At 41.6% G+C, this 21,806-nt stretch carries 17 protein-coding genes; 5 read left to right on the top strand and 12 right to left on the bottom strand.

What is annotated here, in order from left to right:
• Positions 1 to 56: 56 nt before the first annotated feature.
• From FC093_RS13395 to murB, 3 genes are all read right to left on the bottom strand, one after another.
• Complete coding sequence (locus FC093_RS13395) at positions 57 to 1,184, bottom strand: HlyD family secretion protein (RefSeq protein WP_137262301.1); 1,128 nt, start codon at positions 1,182 to 1,184, stop codon at positions 57 to 59.
• A gap of 33 nt (positions 1,185 to 1,217) precedes the next feature.
• The gene (locus tag FC093_RS13390) at positions 1,218 to 2,564 is read right to left on the bottom strand and encodes a TolC family protein (RefSeq protein ID WP_137262300.1); all 1,347 of its coding nucleotides are present in this window, start codon (positions 2,562 to 2,564) and stop codon (positions 1,218 to 1,220) included.
• A gap of 272 nt (positions 2,565 to 2,836) precedes the next feature.
• Positions 2,837 to 3,868 (bottom strand): UDP-N-acetylmuramate dehydrogenase, encoded by a 1,032-nt coding sequence (gene murB / locus FC093_RS13385; RefSeq protein ID WP_137262299.1) that lies wholly within the window; start codon positions 3,866 to 3,868, stop codon positions 2,837 to 2,839.
• Between the two features lie 166 nt (positions 3,869 to 4,034).
• Here murB and FC093_RS13380 point away from each other — a divergent pair, with 166 nt between their 5' ends.
• On the top strand, positions 4,035 to 4,427 hold the full coding sequence (locus tag FC093_RS13380; RefSeq protein ID WP_137262298.1) for an HNH endonuclease: 393 nt from the start codon (positions 4,035 to 4,037) through the stop codon (positions 4,425 to 4,427).
• Between the two features lie 5 nt (positions 4,428 to 4,432).
• Here FC093_RS13380 and FC093_RS13375 read toward each other — a convergent pair whose 3' ends face one another.
• The 3 genes from FC093_RS13375 to FC093_RS13365 form a co-directional block, all read right to left on the bottom strand.
• Positions 4,433 to 5,437 (bottom strand): glycoside hydrolase family 43 protein, encoded by a 1,005-nt coding sequence (locus FC093_RS13375; protein WP_137262297.1) that lies wholly within the window; start codon positions 5,435 to 5,437, stop codon positions 4,433 to 4,435.
• Between the two features lie 5 nt (positions 5,438 to 5,442).
• Positions 5,443 to 5,868, bottom strand: a complete 426-nt coding sequence (locus tag FC093_RS13370) for a hypothetical protein (RefSeq protein ID WP_137262296.1) — start codon at positions 5,866 to 5,868, stop codon at positions 5,443 to 5,445.
• Positions 5,869 to 6,252: 384 nt separating this feature from the next.
• On the bottom strand, positions 6,253 to 9,864 hold the full coding sequence (locus FC093_RS13365; RefSeq protein WP_240743300.1) for a 4-alpha-glucanotransferase: 3,612 nt from the start codon (positions 9,862 to 9,864) through the stop codon (positions 6,253 to 6,255).
• 168 nt (positions 9,865 to 10,032) lie between these two features.
• Between FC093_RS13365 and FC093_RS13360 the strand changes: the two genes are divergently transcribed.
• Positions 10,033 to 11,262, top strand: a complete 1,230-nt coding sequence (locus FC093_RS13360) for a TCR/Tet family MFS transporter (protein WP_137262295.1) — start codon at positions 10,033 to 10,035, stop codon at positions 11,260 to 11,262.
• Here FC093_RS13360 and FC093_RS13355 read toward each other — a convergent pair whose 3' ends face one another.
• The 4 genes from FC093_RS13355 to FC093_RS13340 all read right to left on the bottom strand — a co-directional run bounded on the left by FC093_RS13355 (position 11,263) and on the right by FC093_RS13340 (position 16,132).
• Positions 11,263 to 11,769: a DinB family protein gene (locus tag FC093_RS13355; RefSeq protein WP_137262294.1), complete on the bottom strand. Its 507-nt coding sequence runs from the start codon at positions 11,767 to 11,769 to the stop codon at positions 11,263 to 11,265.
• Between the two features lie 286 nt (positions 11,770 to 12,055).
• Positions 12,056 to 13,609, bottom strand: a complete 1,554-nt coding sequence (locus FC093_RS13350; protein WP_137262293.1) for a S10 family peptidase — start codon at positions 13,607 to 13,609, stop codon at positions 12,056 to 12,058.
• 222 nt (positions 13,610 to 13,831) lie between these two features.
• On the bottom strand, positions 13,832 to 15,256 hold the full coding sequence (locus FC093_RS13345; RefSeq protein ID WP_137262292.1) for a hypothetical protein: 1,425 nt from the start codon (positions 15,254 to 15,256) through the stop codon (positions 13,832 to 13,834).
• Between the two features lie 90 nt (positions 15,257 to 15,346).
• Positions 15,347 to 16,132 (bottom strand): response regulator transcription factor, encoded by a 786-nt coding sequence (locus FC093_RS13340; protein WP_170971085.1) that lies wholly within the window; start codon positions 16,130 to 16,132, stop codon positions 15,347 to 15,349.
• Between the two features lie 110 nt (positions 16,133 to 16,242).
• On the opposite strand from FC093_RS13340, the gene FC093_RS13335 reads away from it, so the two are divergent.
• The gene (locus FC093_RS13335; RefSeq protein ID WP_137262290.1) at positions 16,243 to 17,274 is read left to right on the top strand and encodes a hypothetical protein; all 1,032 of its coding nucleotides are present in this window, start codon (positions 16,243 to 16,245) and stop codon (positions 17,272 to 17,274) included.
• A gap of 131 nt (positions 17,275 to 17,405) precedes the next feature.
• Positions 17,406 to 18,437 (top strand): hypothetical protein, encoded by a 1,032-nt coding sequence (locus FC093_RS13330; RefSeq protein ID WP_137262289.1) that lies wholly within the window; start codon positions 17,406 to 17,408, stop codon positions 18,435 to 18,437.
• A 74-nt stretch (positions 18,438 to 18,511) separates the two neighbouring features.
• Here FC093_RS13330 and FC093_RS13325 read toward each other — a convergent pair whose 3' ends face one another.
• Positions 18,512 to 19,588, bottom strand: a complete 1,077-nt coding sequence (locus tag FC093_RS13325; RefSeq protein WP_137262288.1) for an Ldh family oxidoreductase — start codon at positions 19,586 to 19,588, stop codon at positions 18,512 to 18,514.
• A gap of 138 nt (positions 19,589 to 19,726) precedes the next feature.
• On the opposite strand from FC093_RS13325, the gene FC093_RS13320 reads away from it, so the two are divergent.
• Complete coding sequence (locus FC093_RS13320; RefSeq protein ID WP_137262287.1) at positions 19,727 to 21,016, top strand: hypothetical protein; 1,290 nt, start codon at positions 19,727 to 19,729, stop codon at positions 21,014 to 21,016.
• Here FC093_RS13320 and FC093_RS13315 read toward each other — a convergent pair.
• Complete coding sequence (locus FC093_RS13315; RefSeq protein ID WP_137262286.1) at positions 21,011 to 21,769, bottom strand: DUF1223 domain-containing protein; 759 nt, start codon at positions 21,767 to 21,769, stop codon at positions 21,011 to 21,013. The two genes, FC093_RS13320 and FC093_RS13315, sit on opposite strands and share 6 nt — an antisense overlap.
• Positions 21,770 to 21,806: the final 37 nt, after the last annotated feature.

The following is a 21,806-nucleotide window of genomic DNA, read 5'->3' as shown; positions in this document are numbered from 1 at the left end:
AACTAACCACCCATCACTCATATATTCACCATTCACACCTCCTCATCCATTATTAATTAATCCAGCTCTACTTCCACATCTACGTTCATACCTGCACGCAACTGCTTAATATCGGGATCATTCTTATCGGTAAATTCAATTTTAACAGGTACACGCTGTACTACTTTTACAAAATTGCCGGATGCATTATCGGGCGGCAGCAAAGCAAAAGAAGCGCCTGTTGCCGGAGCAAACGAAGTTATTTTAGCTTTAAATTCATGGTCAGGGTATGCATCTACATGTACTTCCACATCTTGCCCTACGCGCATCCTGGTCAATTGCGTTTCTTTAAAGTTAGCGACTACCCATACATTCTGATCGAGCACAATGCTAAAGAGCGATTGTCCGGCTGTTATAAACTGCCCTGGCTGGATATTTACCTTTGATACCAAGCCATCTGCAGGTGCTGTAATCACAGCATACGACAATTCCAATTTTGCGTTGTCTACATCAGCTTCCCGTTGCTTTATCATCGAACTTGCCACTCCAATCTGCTGGGAAGTAGCACCGCTTTGCGTGGCAGTGGCACTTACCTCGCTGGCGGCTTGCCTCCGTTGCCCTTCCAGCACATCCAATTGGCGCTCGGCAGTTTGTTTGGCTGCCAGTGCCTGTTCATATTGCTGTTGGGTAATAGAATGATCTTTAATCAAATTGGCATAACGGTTATAATCCTGCGTAGCACGCCACACGTTTACTTTAGCCTGCTCTATCTGCGCATCTATAGTACCTACAGCAGCTCTTGTAGTACCAATGTTGGAGTTGGCTGCCGTAGAAGATGCCTGTGCAGCATTGAGGTTAGCCTTAGCTGTTGCCAATGCCGCTTCAGCCTGTTCCAGTTTTATTTTTAAATCGCGGTCATCAAGCACAATCAACGTATCGCCCTTTTTCACACGCTGGTTATCTGTTACGCGCACATCGGTTACATAGCCGGAGATACGCGGAATTACCGGGCTGATGTTGGATGTTATTTGTGCATCATCCGTTGTCTCATGGTGCTGACTATAAATATAGTGGCTGATGCCAAACCATGCACCTGCAACTATCAGCAAAATGAGAATAATTGGAAAAACCTTGCTTTTCTTTTTAGGGGGTTCCTGAGGTTGTACCGATATATCGGCTGGTGTACCTGCTGTTGCTGTTGCCATAATTTTTTATAATAATTGATTAGTAGTAATAAGTTATTTGTTGGTTGTAGTATTTAACGTTCCAGTTGCCTGCAGCAAACGCTTATACGCAACCGCTGCATCGGATTTTGCGAACGAATAGTTCAATCTTGCCTGCAATTGCGCAACTTCTGCTTCCAGCAAATCGGTTGTAGTAGCAAGGCTGTTGTCGAATTTATTTTTTACAATCTTGTAGTTTTCTTCTGCCTGCTCGATTGCGACTGTGTACACATCAATTTTTTTAACGCTCGAAATGTAGTTGAGATAAGCCTTTCCCACTTGCAGCTTTATAGCATCCGAAAGCTGGTCCTGGCTGGCTTCCAGTTCTTTTTCTCTTGCCTTCGCCTGCTGCACTTTGGCATCGGTTTTCCACAGCGAGCTTAAGCTGTAATTCAACCCAATACCTATGTTTACTGCATTGTACAATGCAAGAACGTGCGGTATATCTGCGGCTATATAACCACCGGTGAGTGCAACAGACGGATATTTTTCGCCCCTTGCTGCTTTTATCCCCACGCTGGCTGCTTGTTTGCGATAGCCCAAAGCCTCGTAATCTTTACGGTTTTGTACGGCAAGCTGCAAATAATCTTCGGCATTCATCAAACTACCACCTCGTTGCAAGCTGCTGCTGTCGGGCATCAAATTGGTGCTATCGGGCAAGCCCAGCATCAGGTTCATGTTGATGTTGGAAAGCTTTGCATTGTTCTCGGCATCTACCAGCGATAATTCAATGTTGGAAGCCTGCAGTTGTGCTTTTAATAAATCGTTGCGCGCCAGCAAACCGTTTTTCTCCAGATTGGTGAAATCTTTTACACGTTGCCTTGCCTGCTCCAGACTTTCATTAATCAGGCGCACCTGTGCTTTGGCTTTATACAGGTTATTAAAAGCATCAATGGTATTCATTATTACTTCTTCGCGGTCGTTATCAGCATCTAGCGAAGCAGCCTTTTCGAGGTATTTGGAAGATTCTATTCCGTATTTTATACGCAATCCAGAATAAAGCGGCAACGAAGCATTCACTATACCATAAACGGCTTGCGATACTTTAGCAGAGCTGCCGGTGCTATCTATGCCGCCCGAACTGCCAGGTTGTTTGAGTTTCAAATCAAAAGTGGGGCTATTTACCCGCAGGTAAGAACCAGATACACTCACATCGGGCAATTGCCGCTCTGTAGCTTCTCTGGTGGCAGCAGTAGCTTCTTCAATGCGTGCGCGGCTGCCCTTTAATTGATTGCTGTTTTGCAGGCTTAGCGTAATGGCACTATCCAAAGAAAGCACCTGTGTGTTCTGGGCAAAAAGCGCCGTACCTGCCGCCAGAAAAAGGAGGGAAAGGGTAATTTTTTTAAATAAGGTTACATTCATAAACATCAAAATTTGAAACCGATATTGACTTTTGGAACAACCGCCGGTTGCGATATTTTCCATACAATATTCAAGCCTTGATTGCCTTGAAAAGAGGTGAATATGTTTTTTAAACAGTACAATATGCAGGCGAATTCCGGGCGCAAAATTAAACAATTGTTTGAATTAATTAAACACTTGTTTAATTTTTTATCAAAATAATTTCTTCCCGAAATACGTGCTTGTGAATACAGTTAGTATTAGTAATTGTGAGGTAAAGGGTATGAGAATAATTATAATATATTTACTTCCCGCTCTAATGTAATTCCAAATTTATCCTGCACGCTGCGAATGATCGCAGTTGATAAATTGTAAATGTCTCCGCCGGTTGCATTGCCATAATTGACCAGCACCAAAGCTTGTTTATTATAACAGCCTGCATCCCCGTTTCGGTATCCTTTCCAGCCACATTGCTCTATCAGCCAGCCTGCAGCTACCTTTGTTTGTTGCCTGCCGGCTGCATAACCTGCAATAGTTGGAAATGTTTCTTTTAACCGGTAAAAATGTGCATTGTCAATCACCGGGTTTTTGAAGAAGGAGCCGGCATTGCCTATGACTGCCGGATCGGGCAATTTGCTTTTGCGGATGTTGATGACCGCTTGTGAAATAGCACGAATAGATAATTCCTGCACTCCTGTTTTTTCCAGCTCCTCTTTTATGGCACCATAAGCAATATTGAATACAGGCGTTTTACGCAGTTTAAACGTAACATTGAGTATTACAAAACGCCCTTTATATTGATGCTTAAAAACACTTTCGCGATAGCCGAAATGACATTCACCTGAGTCAAAGTTTACGATAGTTTTTTCCAATAAATCGTATGCTTGCAGCTGGTGAAAAATGTCTTTTATTTCTACTCCATACGCACCAATATTTTGCATAGGACTGGCACCAACGCTGCCGGGAATTAAGCTTAAATTTTCCATGCCTGCATAGTTGTGTGCTACACAGTACATTACCAGTTGATGCCAGTTTTCGCCGGCAGCAGATTGTACATAATAAAACTCTTCGCTTTCATCCACGACTTCAATGCCGTGCATTTCGTTTTTCAAAACCAATCCATCTATATCTTTGGTAAATAAAATATTGCTTCCGCCACCGAGCACGAGCAGGTCTTGTGGTGTGCTGGTTGATTGTTGCTTATAAAAAAAATCAAGTGCTTCCTGCAGTTCATCCAATGTAGTAAATGCAGCAAAATATTTTGCCGTTGCATGTATATGAAAAGTGTTGTAAGGATATAATGATACGTTTTGCTGCAGTTGCATACGTTACCAAATTTTTAGCTGCAAACGTAGTGCATTATGAGTGGATGAAGCGTAGAAGCTGTCTTTCATCATGCATCATCTTTGAGTATGGTACTGCGAGCTACCTTCACCATTTCGCAATTGCACCTTTTTATATCATATTTGCGTGCTTTGAGCCGGGTAAAATATGACTAAAAAAGAAAGACAAGCCATTTTTGATAAGTTTGGCGGGCATTGTGCGTATTGCGGTTGCGTGTTGCAAAAAGGCTGGCATGCCGACCATGTAAAACCTATCAGGAGAAAATTTAAGTACGATAAAAGCAAGCAAAAATTGGTGCACAACGGCGAATGTCGTCATCCGAAAAGGGAATGTGCGGATAATTATTTTCCGGCATGTGCAAGCTGCAATATAAATAAACACAGCCTATCTATTGAAGACTTTAGAAAGCTGGTAAGCGGCTTTATTACTTCGTTAAACAGAGATTCTGTGCAGTACAGAATCGCCAGGCGTTATGGCTTGCTGCAGGAGATAGAAAAGCCGGTTATTTTTTATTTTGAACAATACAAAAGTGAAGCCTGATTGCCCTACATTTTTAAGTACCGGAAACTGCTGGTATCTATCACTACATTATTTGTAGAATTGAAGCGGAATTGTACGATAGCTGTCTTTCTCGGACCAACAACGCTATCTGAATAATGCGTATGAAGAACATACCACCAATCATCCTTTTCATCTTTTAATATATCGCCATGACCAGTACCTTTTATACCTGATAATTGCCGGCTGATAATAGGATTGCCGCTATATTTTGTCCACGGGCCAATAGGGCTATTTGCTGTTGCATAGCCTACTGCATAATCAGGATTACGAAAGTCGTTCGCCGAATAAAACATACAGTAATCATCCTTTCTTTTTATCACGCAAGGTCCTTCCGTAACTGTCCAGGAAACGCTTTTTGTATTTTCCCAGGGCTGTGGATTGTTAACGGCACTTATACACTCCTGCACTGTGTTTGGAATGATAGCAGATAAACTATCATTCAATTGTGCTACAAATATGCGGTTGCCGTTTTGCAGGCGCACATGATAGAGATAGATTTTGCCATCAGTATCTATAAAAACGAACGGATCTATTTCTTTTATAGTAGTATCAATTGGTCGTATTATTTTTTGTGTAAACGGGCCTTCCGGATTATTGCTTTGCGCTATTGCAATTTGCTCGTTAGCCGTGTATGCCATGTAATATTTACCACGATACAAAAATACCTGTGGCGCCCAAAAGCCTTTGGTACCAAACGCATTACCCTTTACCAATGCCCAGCCATTATTTTTATTTGATAGTTGCCAGCTTTTTAAATCTTTTGAAATAAATACTTTAAAACCCGAATCGGCATTGCCGCCATTTGTTCCATATAAATAATACTGTCCTTTATCGTAAAATATAGTTGGGTCTGCCTGATAAAGAAGATTGCCTGCACTTTGCTTTTGTAAAGCTGTGGTATTCTTACGTATTGAAGAACAACTTAACACTACAAATAAACTGCATAGTAAGAAAGGGAAAATAAACAAATACTTTATAGATATTTTCATAGATATTATAGTAACAGCTTTTTAAATTTTTCCAATTCCGCAATTTCAGCAGCAGTTAAAGGATCATTATTGTTATACTTCGCCTGCAAATACAGCACGCGTTTATGCTGCGGATATTTGTTTAGGATGGCTGAAATTATATTACCCGCTTCTTCATCTTTTTGGTATAATGGTGTGCTTTCCGCTTTTTCAGATTTAAAGCGATTAGGCATTTTTGCAATTACCGCTTCCAGTGTAGCGAGCCAATTGGCAGGCATATCTTTTACGTTTTGTGCTTTTAGATATAAACCCTGCAACTGTTTTTTACTCAGGCTGCCCCGCTCCTCATATTGATGCATCAGACTCATAATAAACAGCGCATCAGGGTTGTGCCTGTAACAAGCATCCAGTATTTTATCAATCACATCTATGGAAGAATCTTTTTTAAACATGTATGTGCAAGATAAGTCTGAACGGGGATTTTATGAGCCAAATTAAACAACCTAAAACTAAAATCTCTCTTAGGCTAAGTAGTGCGGAGGCACGGACGGATGCGCGGAGCGATCATGCCGTCCTTGATCTTTTTGGTTACTTTTTCTTTCAAGGGAAAAAGAAAGATAAGTACTATATGTATGCAATCAGTTTATGCACTCTACTCATTCAATAATCAGCTAAAAAATCTTCCAAACAGCTATAGTGAAGAACACCGGGAAAGGCGTTAATCACTTTGCATTACTTAGCGTCTTTGTGCCTTAGCGGTGTAATTCTTTATTCTATTTTAAATAAAAAACCGGCTGCTCCACACAGCCGGTTTAAAACAAACAGTCAAACCAAAACTATCTTCCGCTGTTTACAATACTTTGTTTTAGTTCATTATTAAAGTCGTTTGCACCTGTTAAATCTTCAAGATACAAGTGCATACGGTATTGCCAGTAATATTTTGGTATTGCCGGCTGATTGATGCGTTCTTCGTGCGGGTTTGGACGGCGCAGGCTTTCATCACTGCCCAGTAAATCCTGCAGTTGAAAAATGCTCCACATGGCAGGCGATTGCAGGTGTTGTTCAACAACCAATTTATTAATCCACGGCTCGCAATATTGCGGCGCTTCGCCTTGCTGTCCCAACTCTTCGTTATAAAAAGCTTGTGTTACTTCCGTATCTTCTTCCCACCAGCCGCGGATGGTGCTCATATCGTGGGTAGAAGGTGTAACTACACTAAGGTAAGGCGCATTGGTGATGTGTGTAAACCGGTGGCGCTGGTCTTTAGGCATACGCTGCACTTCGAGGCTCAGTAAGCCCAGCTCGTTCATTACTCTTGGCACCGTAGCGGGCACCATACCGAGGTCTTCGCCGCAAATGAGCATGTTGGTTGCCCTTTTCAAAGCTGGCAATTTCTTCATGGCTTCGTGATACCAAAACTCATTTTGACGTTCGTAAAAATAGTTGACATACAACTCTTTCAACTGCCATTGTGTATGCTCATCCAGCAGCTTGTAAGAGAGCGTGTCTTCTATGCCAAAACGGAAATGAAACTCTTGTCCGTTACTACCTTTCTGTTCCAATAAAATCACATTTGCTATCAGATCGAACAAAACATTCTTCAGCCATTGGTTATGCGGATTATCCTCGCGAATAGCAAAGTATGTCTCTACACGCCGCTGGGTGCTTACTTCCTCTTTTAGTGAATACGTGCCATTACCATCTGCATTTAGCAAAGTATCTTTTATCCACCACTGCTGATCACCAGTCAAATCATTCAATATCTGGTCATTTATAAACGGCTTTACATAGCGATTATAATCAAAGTAAATACCGCGCTGATGAAACTCACTTACGTGCACCGGCAAAGCAGGTACAAAGCGGCCTAAAATACCTTGAATAGCACTGATAGGTATGCTCCAGATACGGAAGAAACCAAGAATATGGTCAATGCGGAAAGCATCGAAATAACGGCTCATTTGCTCAAAACGGCGCTTCCACCAGGCAAAGCCATCTTCCTGCATTTTTTGCCAGTCGTACGTTGGGAAACCCCAGTTTTGCCCTTTTACTGCAAAATCATCCGGTGGTGCGCCGGCTTGCATATCAAGATGAAAAAGCTGAGGATCCTGCCATGTATCCGCACCGTAGCGGGCAACGCCAATAGCAATATCGCCTTTTACAATAATGCCCTGGCTGTGTGCATAATCGGTTGCGTCTTTTAATTGCAAGTGCAAATAGTATTGTACAAAACAATACATGCCGGTACAAAACTTAGCTTCCTCGCCCTGCAACAATTTGTTGATGGCTCTTTCATCATACGTTTTATACTCTGGCCAGCGGCTATAATCGGCGGTGTGATTTTTATCCCGCAGATAACAAAAAGCAGCATACGGCACGAGCCAATGTTTATTGTTATCAAAGAATTCCTGATAATCGGCGCTGTTGAAAACGGCATCTTTTTGTAAAGGATAAATCTGGTGAATGATTTTCCACTTAATGTCATTTACTTTTTCGTAGTCCATCACTGGCAAAGTGTTGAGTTGCCGACATTCTTCTTCGTGTTCCTTTAAGAAATGCTTATTTTCTTCGCTTACTACTTCACTCAAATTGAGATACATGGCATGTAAGGCAAAAGCCGAAATAGCTGCGTACGGATAAGAATCCTGCCATGTTTTAGTAGCAGTGGTATCATTTACAGGCAGTATTTGCACCATTTTTATACCCACACTTTTAGCCCAGTCTGCCAGCTTTTTTATATCGGTAAATTCACCTGTACCAAAACTCTGATGTGTTTTAAGGCTAAACACCGGAATGGCAACACCGGCGCCTTTCCACGTGTTGGCAGGCAGGCGAATAAAACCATCGTTGACGATTGTTTTTTTGTTGGGTGCAATGGTATCAAAAAAGGTACGGTTCTCACCGTTTTCATACTGCACAGCTTTGCCTTCCTTCACATCGTACACACCATACTTGTATTCGATAGGAAAATTGGCGTTGGTAAGGTCAATAGCTATTGACCAGAAATCTTCGTTTTCCCCTTTGTGCAGCAGCAAGGTTTCATCTGCATTCCAATTACCTAAAGCATCAATGCCGCCGGCAATAAAAGGCACTTGCCCCTGTGCCAGTAAAGGTGCTTTTATTTTGAAGGTATGCGTATAAATAACAGGCGCTGTATATGCTGTTTGAGTGTAATTATTCTTTAATAAAACGGCTTTAAATGGTTCGGTATAAAAGGCATTTTCGTAGTATCCCGGTACATTCCACGAGTCCACAATACTTACCTCTTCCGCTGCGTAGCTTTTTAAATCAATTGTTTTATCGCTGCCGGCATCATATACAAAAGTGCCGTCGGCTTCTTTCAACAGATAATTATAAACTATCGGTTCTGTAATAAAACTATCCACCACTGGCAGCGTGGCTGTCCAGGTTTCTTCATTCAGGTATTGCATGGGCAAAGCCTCTTCAGGATTGCCATTTCTGAATAATGAATGCTGTGCCGTAATAAACAGGTTTTGTCCGGGATTGGAACGAAACCGGAGATAAAACCGGATAGTTTGCAGCTTTGTGTGTTTATGCGTTTGAGTTGCAGCGAGCTTGTGTGCAACTGCCTCATTCTTTTCCTCTGCAACAGCATGATGTTCTTCAGGTGCAGCTTCGGCAGGAATTGCTGCTTGTGCAGTTTCCGCTGGCTTTTCCACTTCTGCCGCTTCCATAGATACTTCCGCCAATGCCGATACTGCTTCTACAGTTGCATCATCCGCAGGCGTTTCCTTATTTCCGGCACTCGTCAGCGTATCCTCTGTAAGCATACCACTTTCGGTTGCTGCAGCGCTTTCTATAGTAGGTTGTATTAATGCTTCATTTGCCTGTGCAGGTGCAGCTTCGGACTGTTGCTCAGTTGCAGGAAGCAAAGCTTCAGGCTCCTGGGTAGTTGTAGGCGGTAATGCTTCCTGCCCTGTAGTAGTGGATGTAGGAAGTAAAGGCTCGGAAACCTGCTTCTCATTTACCACGTCAAATGGTACAGTTATTTGTGGCGTTTTTGACTTTGCGGCTTTAGCTCTTTTCGGCTTTGCTGGTTCGGCTGTTTTTTCCGGAGCAGGCTGCGCAGCCTTATCACTTTCAGGCGATGGCTTGGCAGTTGCAGCTTCAGTACCGGGTTGATTTTCTTTTATGGCAGCTTTCTTAGTAGCTGCTTTTTTAGTAGCTTTTTTTATAGGTTCTTCTGCCGGCGCAGCACTTTCTACAGGTGTATTAAGGTCGGCAGCGGCTGGTGTTTCTTTGGTAGCAGTGGTTGCCTTTGCTTTTTTAGTGGCTGCTTTTTTGGTAGCTTTTGGCTCTTCGGGCTGTGCAGGTTTAGGTGTTTCATTCTCTGCAGCAGCTTTGCTTTTTGCACCCTTCTTTGCCTTCGGTTCATTCGCATCATTGCCTTTCGAAGGTTGCAACGGGGCTTTGTCTTTTTTACTGGCCATCACATTTTAAATTTAATTGAGCCGCGAAAATACTAAATTATGCCGCAAGCCGCTCATGTATTGGTTTTCAGCAGGTGTGGATATGAATTTAGAAGCTACTATTGTTATCAATTATATCTTTAAACACTCATTTAAACCCTTTACTTTGCAGTAATTGACTACTCTTCTATGCGCGACAAGAAACAAGCTGCACTCGGCTTTATCTTTATTACCCTTTTACTCGACGTTACCGGCTGGGGCATTATTATTCCCGTAATGCCCAAACTAATTGAAGAACTTATTCATGGCAATGTAAGCGAGGCGGCTACCTACGGCGGCTGGCTCAATGCTTCGTACGCCGTGATGCAATTGTTGTTTGCACCGGTACTCGGTAATCTAAGTGACAAATACGGGCGCAGACCGGTATTGTTATTCTCCCTGTTTGGCTTTGGAATAGATTACATTTTCCAGGCACTCTCTACCTCTATTGTCTGGTTGTTTATTGGTCGCGTAATTGCGGGCATCACAGGTGCAAGCTTTACAACTGCCTCGGCATACATTGCAGACATCAGCAACGAAGAAAACCGTGCAAAAAACTTCGGACTTATCGGTGCGGCTTTTGGTATGGGTTTTATTATTGGCCCGGTGGTGGGTGGATTGTTGGGGCAATATGGTGCAAGAGTACCGTTTTATGCAGCGGCAGTGCTTTGCCTGCTCAACTGGTTATATGGCTATTTTATTTTGCCAGAATCGCTGGATCAAAAACACCGCCGCCCTTTTGACTGGAAGCGTGCTAACCCAATTGGTTCTTTTAAATTGTTTGAACGATACAGCTCACTTGGCCCGCTGGTGATTGCTTTAACGCTGGTATATATAGCTGCCCATGCGGTACAAAGCAACTGGAACTATTATACCATGTACAAATTTGGCTGGAGCGAAAAACTGGTTGGTATTTCACTCGGTGTTATCGGCGTGCTGGTGGCGCTGGTGCAAGGCTGGCTGATACGATATATCAACCCCAAGCTGGGCAATGAAAAAAGCGTATATGTTGGACTGGGCTTATATGCTTTTGGCATGTTGCTGTTTGGCTTTGCCACACAATCGTGGATGATGTTTGCTTTTTGTGTACCTTATTGTTTGGGCGGCATTGCAGGGCCAGCTTTGCAGTCCATTATTTCCGGCCAGGTATTACCGAGCGAGCAGGGCGAATTGCAAGGTGCATTAACCAGCCTTGCAAGCGCCACTTCCATTATCGGCCCACTGATTATGACTAATTTGTTTTATTTTTTTACCAATAAAAGTGCGCCCGTGCAGTTTGCAGGAGCACCGTTTATATTGGCTGCTATATTGCTTGTTGTCAGTACCGTTTTAGCAAAGAAAAGTTTACAACCTGCCGTGCCGGTGAGCCAGCCTTTGTAACTATTGCATTAGCACACGCGCTGTTACCAGCAACTGCCCGGTGTGTCGCATGGTATGTTCGGCAGCATGAAACAGCAGGCCCATTATAGTAGAGGGGAGTTGTTTACGACCTACAGGTCTTGCCTGCGTAAGTGTATTTTCGTCAATTGTTTTTAAATACGCAACGGAAGTATGGATTTGCTGTTGTAATGCAGCGGCTAAATCGCCGGACGTAAGCGTATCTCCTTCCTTTCCTTCCTTATGCAAATAATCCAATTGGGTTTCTGTAAGGCTGTTGCCTTTGCTGTATGTAAATAATCTATCGAGCACACCCACAATATGCTGAAGGTGAAAACCAACAGAAGCAACACCGGCTGGCTTTTGCCATAGTTTTTCTTTTGGAAAGTCTTTTACAATATCCTGAATTTCTTTATTGGCTTGCAGCAGTGCATGTGCCACGGGCTGAAGCAAAGACGGCACGCCTTCAACCGGTCCGCGAAGCCAGTATTCTACTGAGTTGTTTTGCATAGGTGGTAATTTTTATGCGGTTGCATGATATAGCAATGCTATGCTTTTAAAAATAAAATTAGTATGCAGGCAAAATTAATGGATATACATGTGTTGGAAAAAGATAGCAGCCATAAGGACCACATACATTAATAAACTCCTGTACGCACTTATTAGCAAACCATTCCGTTTCTTACTTAAATACCAACTCACTTTGCAAGTCTTTTGGTTGCAGTTGCAAGCGCCGCAATGCGCATATTTTATACTTTTTAGCAGGTGAATTATCCGGTTTTTCTACGCACTAATATTAATGCGTACTTTCAATAAACCTTGCTACGTTATCGTGCAAAAGCTTTAATGATTCGGGATGGAGATAAACCATGTGCCCGGAAAAGTAGGTGTCAAACTCAATGTTTTTTTGAAAGGAGTTGGGCATAGGTAAATGATGCATCTCGTATATTCCTTCAAAATAAGGTGTGCCTAAATCAAAATATCCCATGTTGAGCATCACTTTCAAATCCGGATTGTAAATCATTGCCTGGGCAAGATCATTCATCACATTTGGAAAAATACCAAAACCAGTTTGCCGCTTAAAATCCCAGGGATGCACATTGCCATACACTTTATATTTCATACCTTTTCCAAAGCGAAGCTCGGTGCGTACATAATTGTTGAAAGTGGCAGTAAAAGCTGCATCAATATAAGAATCCATCGGGTCGTAATCGGGATATTCACTCAACGGATTTATGGCTGCGCCGCTAAAGCGCGAATCTAACCGACCGGTTACTTTATTTTCATCTCCCAGTAAGGTTTGTTCAAATTGTGGCCCATTTACCCGCAGATTAGCCTTCTTTATATAAGCAACAGGCAGCCCCGTATAGCTATGCAGCTTTTCTGCCATCTGATTGAATGCAGTAGAATCGAGCTGTGAGCCCTGGTTGAGTGCAAGCGCATAATCGTTCAATGCAAAATGCTCTACTTCTTTAAGAAAGGGTTCTAATTTTTCGGGTTGATTGGGCAGCTTGTGATGATACCATGCCGTAGCAGCATACGATGGCAATGCAAGCTGATAAGACTGATCATCACCTGGATTGCTTTTACCGCCCTCAGTCATATTGCCATAGGTTAATAACTGAGACAATAAAATAATTCCATTCAAACCCACATTGTCTTCGCTTTGCAAAATATTAGATACAACAGCCGATCGAAAGGTGCCATAACTTTCTCCAAATAAATATTTGGGTGAATTCCAACGGTTATAATCAGAAAGGAATTGGGTGATAAAATGGGCGAACGCATGTGCATCCTGATCAATGCCAAAAAAATCTTTGGCTTCGCCGGCGCCCCCTTTTTCTTTCGTAATTACTTCGCCAAAGCCAGTGCCGGGCGCATCAATAAAAACAAGATCACTTACATCCAGCAAACTGTAATCGTTGTTCACCGTTTTATAAGGTGCTTTGGTGCGCGAAGTATCATTGAGATATACGCGTTGTGGTCCCCACGCGCCCATGTGCAACCAGATAGTGGAACTGCCCGGACCACCATTGTAAATAAAAGTAAGCGGACGTTGGTTAGCGTCAGCACTTTCTTTAAAATAAGCAACATACGACATGCTGAGCGTAGGCGTATCCAAATTGTTCTTAAGAATAAGTGTTCCGGCTATTGCCTCATAGTTCATCTTATTACCTTCAACGGTAACTGTTCCGTGCGTAATGGAACGTTGCGGCTTTTTGTAATTAATAAGGGTATCTTTTTTAATATCCACTTTTATAGAAGTGCTTTCCTTTTGTACCTGTGCATAAGCTGTAAAATTCAATATAATGACTGAGGCGATGCCACATACAATGGTCTTTGCTTGCATAATATTGTTTGTTAGTAATAGTATTGTGTAAATGATATAAATATTGGAAATCATTTTTACTTTGTAAATGTAATGCTTATAGGTTGTTTGTTGTGTAAGATCAATGTATCCTGTGATGCGGAGTGTGTTAAACAAATACTTCGACCAATACGATAAATATAAATTGCAGGTTTTTATTACACTTTCATTATTAGTAAATTTCTCCGAAAGGCATAGCTAATTTTACTCTGTCTTCTTCATCCTGCTTTCAATCAGTATAAAGTTTAGTTGTTGTGAAAGTGTTTGAAATTCGGGTTGTTGCAGCATTCGTGCGGTATCGGCAAAGCCATAACCGGCGGCTTTCAGCAGGTCTGCTTCGGCTTCTTTTGCATTGTTGCTGCGGGCATTAAGCAAGGCAGAAAAATACCAGGCTTCAGGGTTGGTTACATCCGCCATTTTATAAAGCGTTACAAAATACTGCGCCGGTTCGTTTTGATTATTATGGATAAGCTGATTGCTGATAGAGTAAAAAGCCAGCGACAAATAAGCCAGCAGGCGTTGATACATCGCACCTGTTGCTGTTGATGCTTTGGCTTTTGCATTAAGGTCATTAATGGTTGAAATCCAGTATTGTATATCTCCTTGCTGAAACTGCTGCTGAAATATCTGCTTTTGCCTTTGCGCCGTAGCAAATAATTGCTGTGCTTCCTGTAATTGTTGACTGTAAAGTGGATTGTTGGTGATTACTTTTTCTTTGTTTGCAAAAGCATTAGTAGTATGTGTTAAGCCATTAAGCATATTGATGGCAAGCGTATAAGTCTGATGTGCTTCTATTAATTTTTTTGCAGCAATATCCTGCTCAATTTGCTTATTCATTTCAGCAGTGAAAGACTGAATAAGTGAGTCATTTTTATCAGTGATTTTATTACGCATGGCATCCAACTGCAAGCCGGTAAAAGCAATACGCATGGCATTAGCAGGCGGCCATGCATGTTTGCCATTAAACAAAATGATGCGGTGAGTGGTTCCGCTTTTATCCAGTTCGTTGTTCAAGGCAATCAAATCGGTCATGTTCATATCGCCTCTGCCAGCCATGCCTGTAAAAGAAAAAGCAAGATTACCGATAGGTTGATCTTCGGGCAAACCTGCACCGGCAGCAATCACACCTTTAATATTGCCTTGATGCAGCGCGATAAAGCCCGCTACTTTTGCGCCACCTGAAAAACCACAGGTATATATGCGGTTGTTGTTTATTGGTAAACGATTTTGCGTGTCATTAAACAGCGTATTCCAAATGTTTTGAGTAATATTCCAATCATTACCATTTTTTGAGTTGTTGCTACCTATCAATATAAAATGATAAGCATCTGCTAAAGCCTGATAATTTTCCAAAGGCAAAGAGCCGTCTCCATGCGGATCAAAACAATAGATAACCGGCATGGGTGCATTGTTTTGCGTAGGGGGAATGTATAAAGCATAAGATTGGGCTGCATCGTTATTACAAATTACCTTTTTGATGATCTTACCTGTTAGCAAACTATCTTTTATAGGTTGTACCGTACTGGTGTTTTTTACGCTAGTCGTGGCTGTTTCATTTTGCGATGACTGATGGCTGCTGCATGCAAAAAAAAGAACTATAGGAATGAATAATTGTAAGAAGCGCATCATCTGAATTATTTAAAGCAATAAAAGTAAGAAAGAGAAGATGTACAACAATTACTGGAGAATAGCGGTGTAAATAAGACGCAGGGTAAACAACTACAGCAATCCTACCAGCTTAGCATAGGTAATCATGCCGGTAGTATCGGTACAATTGGTTTTGTGCAGCAAATGCCTGCGATGTGTATTAACAGTATGTAAGCTGATAAATAATTTTTTTGCAATGCAGGCACTACTTTGTCCGTCAGCCAGGCAGGTGAGGATTTTCCTTTCCTGCTTTGAAAGCGGCTGTACCCGTTCTAAGTAATTGCCGTTGAAGTCATAATTCCACCATTGCATACGGGTAGGTGTAGTAATAACCAGATTTAGCGTTTTTTCTTTTTTAAGATGGGTAATATCGCGTTGATAATAGAGTATTAAAACCGGGTCGCCATCCTCGTCTGCTGCTATGCACTTTCCCTGCAACAGACAGTGCATATAGGAGCCGGTGCTTCTCCTGTATAAGAAATCAACATTTAGAATGGCATTGCACGCATCTTGTTGAATTTGTAAGAGGTATTCACCTCCTGTGGTACGGCATTGCCTGATAGCTGTAAAAAAATGCGGATGAAAGTTGGACACGCAAAATGCTGCCCCATCGTGTGCAAGGTATAAACCGGCATGATGACCAATTATATTTCTTTTATCCACCTGATAAATAAACTTATTAGCAGCCACATCCCACAATAACACCTGTACACAGCTTTGAAGTGATACCTGTTCCAGCAATGGTATCCAGGCTTTCCATTTTTCGGTTTGTGTGTTGCCGGATTTTAAAGCGGTTTTCGGTTTATAAGTGTGTAATGCAATATTATAAAAGCTATAGGGAAAGTTTTCAAAAGGCATAGTGGGAGTTTTTGGGCTATATAAAAAAATACTCATCGTGAGTATTGTATCAGAAAGGTATGCTATTTACATTTATTTAACAAAATCACCACTAAACTAAACCTATCAACATGAAAAAGAACCAACCCATTCTCCTGCTGATTATCCTCTTTTTTTGTCTAACCACTGCCTGTCGCAAAACGGTGGATGTAACAAGTACGGAACTCAACACTGGTACTCAACAGCAAACGGATGAAGCCGGAATCGGCATTTATCCGTTTAATAAAAACAGGTGCCTGGTGGATTATTCAGATTATGGCAATGGATTTTTTGATGTCATCACTACTTACTTTTACAACAGTCACAATAATGTAGACTCCCTTCACGATGGTTGGAACGGTCTTCATTATTTTGTTAAGTATGACCAATTCGACAGATTAAAAGAAATTCACTGGGCATTTGAAGACCAGCCCTGGGATGCTGATTACAGAATTTTGTCGTATGGTAAAGGAATTTGGCCTGCCCAGCTAAAATATATCGATGCCACTTATAAAGAAGATGGCTTTTCGGACTCCGTTAATTATGTAGAATACTTTACTTATAACCTCAAAGGAGAGTTAACACAAATCTTTGGAAACAACCTATATTATCCCGGTAATTATTACTATCTGAATTTGGAGTATGACAACAAAGGGAATACCACTTCTATGACTTTTACTTACAGCGATGCTCCTGATCCTGTTATCTACAAATTCTCGGACTATGACCATCAGCCAAATTACTTAGGATGTAATTTCTGGTTTAAATATATTTTACCACACGTTACCTGGGCTTATCCTGATATTCTTTACATGTTTAGCAAAAACAACTCCGGAAAAATGATAACAGAAGATGGATATGTTGAGCAATACATGTATCAATACGATGATAATGGATTTGCAATAAGGAAAGATATTCAGAATTTGGATACTGATGGAAATGTGGTTTACACTGCTACACAAACTAATAGTTCTACCTGCGATATGCTAAGACCCGATTTACGAACTACAATCAAAGCACCAACATCTACGCTTATAATTCCCGACAGAACACAGCAACTTCGCGATCCATTCTGGATGCTGAAACTGAATAGGTATAACCGCAATAGCTTTAAGAAAAAATAAGTTGTATAATAGAAAAGAAAGGTAAAAAGTATCTGACACCTTTCCTGCGTCATTTACTTTTATTTGACAAAAACACCGCTACGCTTAGAAAAAAAATCTCTTCCTCCATCTATCAATAAAAAACTTCCAACATGAAAACGACCCAATTCATTCTCTTGCTGGTCATTGCACTTATATGTATAACTACCGCTTGCCGCAAAACAGTGGATGTAACGAGCACAACACTCAACACTGGTACTCAACAGCAAACGGATGAAGCTGGAATCGGCATTTATCCGTTTAATAAAAACAGGTGTTTGCTTACCCAAAATCTTTACGAAGACGGCTCTGGAATTACCATTTTTTATAATGATCATAAGAATGCCGATTCAGTGTATTTTGGTCTTCCAGGGTCTCCCTGGCTACGCGTATATGCCAAATATGATGAATTTGACAGATTGAGAGAAATTCACTGGGCTAATTTTGATGGACCTATAGAAAAGGATTATCAGTTGCTGACGTATGCAAAAGGGATATTACCAAACCAGTTAAAATATATCGCAGCGGATTATAAAGAAGCGGGGTTTACAGACTCGGTTAATGCCATATGGAGATTTAAATATAACCTTAGAGGGAATGTTACAACCATAGATTTTGTGAATTTGTTCTGGGTTCCTGTTGCTCGCTATAAAGTGAGTTATGAATATGATGGACAGGATAACCTCGCTAAAGTAACGCGCGATTATCAGGATCTTTATACGCTAACAGTAGACAAAATAGATTATGATCGTAAACCTAACATTTGGGGAGGAAATTTCTGGTTTAAATTTCTATTTATGACACAGCCAATTCCCTCCTATGATGATCTGCAAAGCAGAAATAACATACGGGAAGATAAAGGTGTTTATTCCGGACCAGATCAGGGATTTCATGAATGGTACAAATATGAATATAATGATAAAGGATTTGCAAGTCATCAATTCGACAGCTCTTATTATTACTATATTAGTGATACATCTACATATGTAATCAATCTTTATAATTTGTCCACCTGCGACGTGCTGCGCCCAGATTTAAGGTCGCCGGTAATTGCACCTAAAAATACTTTAAGCCTGCCCAAATACATGACAAAACAAGCCTATCCATGGATACTAATGCCTGGAAAAAAGGGGCTAATGCGATAATGTTTGATAAAAGTAAAAGGGGCTTGGCAGTACGTACTGCCAAGCCCCTTTTACTTTTTCATTTAATGCTGTTTTCACAATCCCACTCCCATCATCTCCCCTACTTTCTTCAACTCATTTACTACACTTTCTACCACCGGTATTCCTTCTTTCATTCTTATTGTTTCCATCTCCCTTTCCGGATCGCCGGGTATTAATACTTTTTCATAACCACTTGCCGGCTTTGCATTTCTAAAGCGTTGTATCCAGTTGTCCATGTGCGCTTTAAATTTCTCCGCCGGGCGAAACGCATCTACACGCATCGCGCCAAAAAAATGTCCCAATCCTTTGCCGGGCATATTCTCCGGCACCGGCACATACGCGGGAAACGGCGGCGCCCACGGCCCATAGCTCGCACCACTCAGTACAGCCGAAAAAATATCTACAATACTGCCCAGTGCATACCCTTTATGGCTGCCATGTTCTCTATCGCTTCCCAGGGGCAACATCGCGCCACCTTTTTTCAATATGCTGGCGTCGGTAGCAAGATTTCCGGCAACATCCTGCACCCAGCCAAGCGGTGCATCTTCGCCTTTGCGTTGCAATATTTCCAGCTTGCCATTTGCTGCCGTAGTGGTAGCCAAATCGGCTACAAACGGCGACTCTTTGCCAGCAGGAATAGCCACCGCAATAGGGTTGGTGCCCAGCATTCTTTCTATACTAAAAGTAGGTGCAACCAACGCACTTGCGTTCGTCATTGCCATACCAATCATATCATGTTGTAAAGCCATCATGGCATGATAACCGGCAATGCCAAAATGATTGCTGTTACGCACGCTTACCCAGCCAGTGCCAGCGTTCTTTGCTTTATCAATAGCCACTTGCATGGCAAAAGGCGCTACCACCAATCCCAGGCCTGCATCGCCATCTACAACGGCAGTCGAAGGCGTTTCATGCACTACCTGAATACCTGGCGTTGCATTGATGCGCTTTGCCTGCCACAACCGTACATAACCACTCAACCTTGCTACGCCGTGACTATCTACGCCGCGAACGTCGGCAGACAGCAAAACGGTGGTAGCTGTTGCCGCATCTTCGTCGCTGCAACCTATGCTTTTAAAAACAGAATAAGTAAAATGATAGAGTTGTTGATAAGAAAATACAATGTCCATCGGTGCAAGGTAATGGTATCGCAACGGAATCTGTTTGCCTGTTTATAAATGATTATTAACATTAATGAATAATAACGAAGCCCTATTATTCAGTTGAATGTTGCACATTGCACGGCAACTTGTTGTTTAAATATAAAGATGAAGTTTTTTATCCTTTTCTTTTTACTGATCTTCGGTACACATACATTCGCACAATACAATCCTGATGTAATACAATCGGATGTAGTGTTATATGCCAAACGGCAATCGTTTGATAAGTATCTGCGTGAAACGGTCATTGACAAAACTTTTCAGGAGCCGTTAGATAGTAATTCAGAAGACTATTATGAGTCAGCCTGCCTCGCCATTTCGCAATTCATGATTACAAATGATGTAGTGAAGGCTGGTTTCGATTCGCTTTACCAGCATTATGATAGTTTGCAATACGCCACCAAAAGAGCTTTTATTGAAGCAGTGTACAGCGTTTATCCGCACAATTATACGGCTTGGTTTAAGCAATTGATTGCTGGCGAAACAGAACCGAAACTATTTTGTATGCAGGCGGTTTATTTGTATAAAAATGATTCGTCCAGGCAAAACATTCAACAGTTAGAGCGGCAAATAAAAAAGAACTTTGGAGCAAATGATACCATTTTTTTATTGCAGTTATTGAAGTCGTATTTGAATAATGAGCAAACATACAAGCAAAAAGAACTACCCAATATTAATAAGCTTTTTGCTTACCGAAAAGCGGCTGGCAGCGCTACTGTTTATTCCTTTCAGCGATGGAACAGGGATTATCCGGGAATAGCGGTTGTTCAAAATCCTGATGGCTGTTTTGCGCGCGACAGCGCCGGTCGTTTATTGCTATTTGAACAGTTGGCGCGCTCGGCTTCTAACATGCCTTATTTCATTAGTAGCGGCAGCACGCCGCAAGGCATTTACAGCATTTGGAGCACCGCTAAAAGTATTAATAAAATTATCGGTCCATCGCCTAACCTGCAAACGGTATTGCCTTTTGAAGACGATCCGTTGTATTGGGGCAGTCAATACGATTCCTCAAAAGATGCCTTAAGAAATTATATTGATTTATTGCCAATGGAATGGCGAAATTATTTGCCCATGCTCGAAGCTTTTGATGCAGGCAAAGCGGGCAGAAACGCTATTATTGCGCACGGCACTACCATTGATCCGTCTTATTTTAAAGGCAAACCTTATTATCCTATATCGCCCACACTGGGTTGTCTTTGTGCAAAGGAAAGCTGGAACATGTACACCGGAAAAATTGTAGAAAGTGACCAGCTAAACCTGGTAAACACTTTTATTAAAGAGAATATAGAAGAAACCGGTTTTTTGTTTGTGATAAATTTGGATAATCAACAAAAGCCGGTTACTAAGGAGGAGGTAGAAAAGATGGTGAATGAATTTGAACTCAACAGCCATTTATAAATGAAGCTGCGTAATGGCGTGCACCTCTTTTGTTTGTTCATCCTGTGTAAACAAAACGATTGAAGCATTCTCTTTTTTCAAATCATCGGGCAAGGTCAATTCCTGACTGCCATTGTCCTGCAAAGGCTGAACAATAAAATTGCGAACTACATTGTAACCGGTTAATTGAGCGCCTGCATTTTCGCCACGTGCAACCGGCGTTGTTGCATTGTTTTGTACAAGCACAATCACTACTTGCTGTTTAGGTGATGTTGCAGATAAAGAATAGTTGAGTTTTATATTGCTTCCATTTACAACTGCATTAGCCGTAATTATTTGACTGGCTATTGGGGCTTTAGCTTTATTTATTGCCTCCAAAACACGCGTACGATTGCTACCTACCATTTCGTTCTTACCCTGCACTACTGCCTGTGGCGTGTAGAGCTGTTCGGCATGTAATACATGTGCATATTGCTGCTGCCGCAATGTATAATCGTGATTGCTGAACACATCTTTCCAGCCCAGTCTATCCCAATAATCTACATGAAAAGATAAGGCTATTACATTTGTATCTGTGGTAATAATATTACCAATCAATTTGTCTGCGGCCAGGCAACTGGAGCAACCTTGGGAAGTAAACAGTTCAATTAAGACCCTTGAAGGAGCAGAACTACGCAAAGTTGTATCACTATTAGCCGCAACAGCTTTCCCCGGCGAATTGGTACAAGACCAGCAAGCAAGAAGGATAACTGGTAAAAATAGGAAACGCAGCATAATAAAATACGCTGCCTTTTTGGAGACAGCGTATAAA

It is taken from the genome of Ilyomonas limi (assembly GCF_005233845.1).
Lineage (GTDB): Bacteria > Bacteroidota > Bacteroidia > Chitinophagales > Chitinophagaceae > Ilyomonas > Ilyomonas limi.
This window is presented reverse-complemented; position numbering and strand designations above follow the sequence as displayed.